Consider the following 3,413-nt stretch of genomic DNA (forward strand, 5'->3'; position numbering starts at 1 on the left):
GAAGACAATGTATTTGTAGACCCCGTAACCCTGCACGTACAGAAGCCACTAACGGATATGACTATCCGCTATACCACCGACGGCAGCATCCCGGATGCGCATTCCAAAGTACTGCCGGATAACTACGTGATCCGCGAGCCGCAATCCATTAAGCTGGCGGCTTTCAGCCCGGCCGGTAATCGTGGTGATATTTACGCGCTGCGCTACCGCAAGGAAACTTATCTGAAGCCTACCGTAGTAAAAGATGCACGCCCGGGCCTGAAGCTGGATTATTTTGAGGGCTCTTACAAGAGCGCTGCAAAGATCAAGGAGCAGGTAGATAGCTCTCTCCGTGTAAGCAATGCCGTTATCCCCGAAGGCATGGGCAAAGGCGGCGGGCCGTTTGGTGCGCGCGTCTATGGCTACATCAATGTACCCAGCACCGGCATCTACAGCTTTTACCTAACTGCCGATGATGGCGCTATTTTATATATAGACGACCAGGAAGTAGTGAACAACGACGGCTGGCATGCCCCATTTCAGAAAAGCGGGCAGGTGGCCCTGGAAAAAGGCTGGCATCCTATAAAGGTGGCCTTTGTAGAAGGCGGCGGCGGATACACGCTGAAGCTGGAATACAGCCTGAATGGCAGCAAACTGCAACCTGTGCCGGATAGCTGGCTGGGAGCGGGGCTGTAAAGCATCGTTTAAAATATTGAAACGGGTGGCGGTAAGCCGCCCGTTTTTGTTATTTTTGACGCCATCTATGCGTACTATAAAAATATTCCTGTTCCTGTTAACCTTTGCGCTGCCTGCATCTGCAACAGATGCAACGCTGGCGAAGATCCTGGCCTCCCTCAATGCTGAGCAAAGAACCTTGTTGTATCAATATGGCACCCTGAATACCTGGGCCACTCCTGCGGAGGCGGACAGCTTCTGGCGCGCGCACCAGCCGGCGCTGGGCGCTATTACCCCTGAACAAGGAAAGGTGCTGGCAACAGAGCTGTTGAATAATACCACGCTTACCTACACCATTAAAAAGCCTTCCCGCCTGCAGGCGCTCCGGGGCGTGTTCACCGCCTCCCGGCTGTTGCTGGGGCTGGCCGCGCTGGTAGCCGCTTTTGCGGTGGTGCAGTTGATTGGCCGGTATTTACCCGGCGCCTGGCAATGGCTACGCCGGCATTTTTATCCCCTGTTCCGGCGGTTATTTTCCCCGAAGATGCTTAGCTGGGAGTTACTGGCAGCAGCCCTGGCAGGTGTATACTTCGGGCCTTTAATCCCGGACCTGGTGATCCGCACCATTGTGATCCACGCAGGGCTGGTGCTGTTATGGACCCAACTAACGGCCATCCTTACACGCCGTTATTTTGCGAAGGAGTATACGCATATCATCCTCCAGAGTTTTGATGATTACAACACGCCCTTACAAGCTTTTTTATATGTATCCTTACCGGCGCTGCTTACCTCCGCTGCCGTATGGTGGGTAATGCAGGTATGCCCGGATGCCTGGTATCCGTATGAAGTGATAGTGCCTGCCATGGTGGGCGTATTTACATTGCCGCCTTTACGGAATATGGAAAAGGCATTGAGCCGTTTGCTGTTCCCTTTTTCCTATGAACGGCTACGGGCAAAAGATCAACGTGCTGCCACGTACGTGGTTATTTCCCTGGTGGTGTGGGCAGTGTTGTTAATGCTGCCGGTATTGCTGCCCGAGGCATTGCTGGTGCTCAGCATTTTCCTGGCAGGAGCGTTGCTGCTTATTTCCATAGCAGACGTGATCCACAGCGGAGGTAAAAACTACATCTGGCTGCAATTGGTTACGCTGGGCTTTCTTTTTGCAGTGATCATAGCGGGATCTCAACTTGGCTTACTGTTGCTTACCTGGACCGGCATGGGCGGTTTGTTGTTGTATGTACTGATCAAGTACTGGGAGCTACCGGTGATGCTGGGTTGGAGCTGGAAAAACAAAAAGGCATGGGGCGCCCTGGGGATGGCCCTGCTCATATGGGGCATCGCTGTATTGATCCGTTCCCGCCCGGAATGGTTTACTTTTTTTCCGGGATGATGAAGAATTTGATGCAAAAGTGTATTTTTGCGCTCCTTATATGCACGGTATTTAATTAATTTAAGATACGCGCAGATCCGAAAACGTACTGAAAAGGCTTCTCAGGGCCTCCAAGGCGGGAGTAGGGTTTGCGCTTTTTTATTTTTTTACGATAGCAGATACCAGGCACGTGTGAAAACACAACTTCTCAAAACCTCCAGGATGCAGTAGGGGCTGCATTTTTTCTTTCCTCCGGAGATTTTTTTGGCGATAGCTGGTACTAACCACGTTTATAGATGATATACAAATGATCGGGGAATTTTTATGATGAATGGTTATGAATCCCCCGGAAAATGTAATACTTTTATTAACTGTACTTTTTACGCTTAATCGATTTATCAAATCCCGTTATGGTGAGAACATTTGCATTTTTAGCCCTGCTGGGCATTGGCGGCAGTGCAATAGCACAGGAACAGAAAGCGCCATCCTATCCGCTGATCACGCATGATCCTTATTTCAGCATCTGGTCCGCCACGGACGACCTGAACGGCAGCACCACCAAACACTGGACCGGCGCTACCCAATCGCTTACCGGGCTGGTGAAGGTAGACGGTGTTACTTACCGCGTACTGGGGCAGAACGAGGCCAGCTACCAGGCAGTAGCCGCTACCACCGATGAATCATCTTACCAGGTAAAATACACGGAAACAGCCCCCGCAGAAGGGTGGGAGCAGCCTTCCTTCAACGACAAAGCCTGGAAAACAGGCCAGGCGCCTTTTGGTGATAATCTCAACGCCGGCGGCACCCGCTGGGAAAGTCCCGACCTCTGGACCCGCAGAACCTTCGACGCCGGCGATGTAGCCTCCGCCGACTTATTCCTGAAAATCTTCCATGACGATAAAATCACTGTATATCTTAACGGAGAGCAGATCTACAAACACGGACGCTGGCTGAACCAATATGCGTACAGGCCCATTCCGGATGCGGTGAAAAGTAAACTGAAAAAGAAAGGCAACCTGCTGGCTATACATATCCAGAACACGGCCGGCGGCGCTTTCCTGGATGCAGGCATCGCCCGCCTGGTGCCACCGCCTACTAACAAAGGCATAGAAACCGCCAAACAAACGGCCGTGAACATCAACGCTACGCAAACCAGCTACCAGTTCACCTGCGGCAAGGCAGATGTAACGCTCACCTTTACATCGCCCCTGCTGATGGATGATCTTATGTTGTTGTCGCGCCCCGTTTCCTACATCTCTTATAAAGTAAGCTCCAACGATAACGCCCCTCACCAGGTGCAGGTATACTTTGGCGCCTCTACCAACATAGCCGTGAACTCGCCTTCACAGCCGGTCACCGCTTCCAAATACACCAATGGCCAGCTCTCCGTTTT

Annotated in this window: 3 protein-coding genes; all 3 read left to right on the plus strand. The window is 51.9% G+C overall.

Going from position 1 to position 3,413, the window contains the following annotated elements; all coding sequences use genetic code 11:
• A partial coding sequence (locus tag VIM72_RS26455; RefSeq protein ID WP_332005825.1) for a PA14 domain-containing protein occupies positions 1-675 on the plus strand: 675 nt, incomplete at its 5' end.
• Between the two features lie 67 nt (positions 676-742).
• Positions 743-2,041, plus strand: coding sequence for a hypothetical protein (locus VIM72_RS26460; protein WP_332005826.1), 1,299 nt, complete (start codon positions 743-745; stop codon positions 2,039-2,041).
• Positions 2,042-2,430: 389 nt separating this feature from the next.
• The coding region (locus VIM72_RS26465; RefSeq protein WP_332005827.1) for a DUF5127 domain-containing protein at positions 2,431-3,413 on the plus strand (983 nt) is incomplete at its 3' end.

The sequence above is a fragment of the Chitinophaga sp. genome (genome assembly GCF_036569185.1).
GTDB lineage: Bacteria > Bacteroidota > Bacteroidia > Chitinophagales > Chitinophagaceae > Chitinophaga.

What these genes read in the sequence shown, in the direction of transcription:
- VIM72_RS26460 (WP_332005826.1), top strand. Translation starts at nt 743, where the DNA reads ATGCGTACTATAAAAATATTCCTGTTCCTGTTAACCTTTGCGCTGCCT.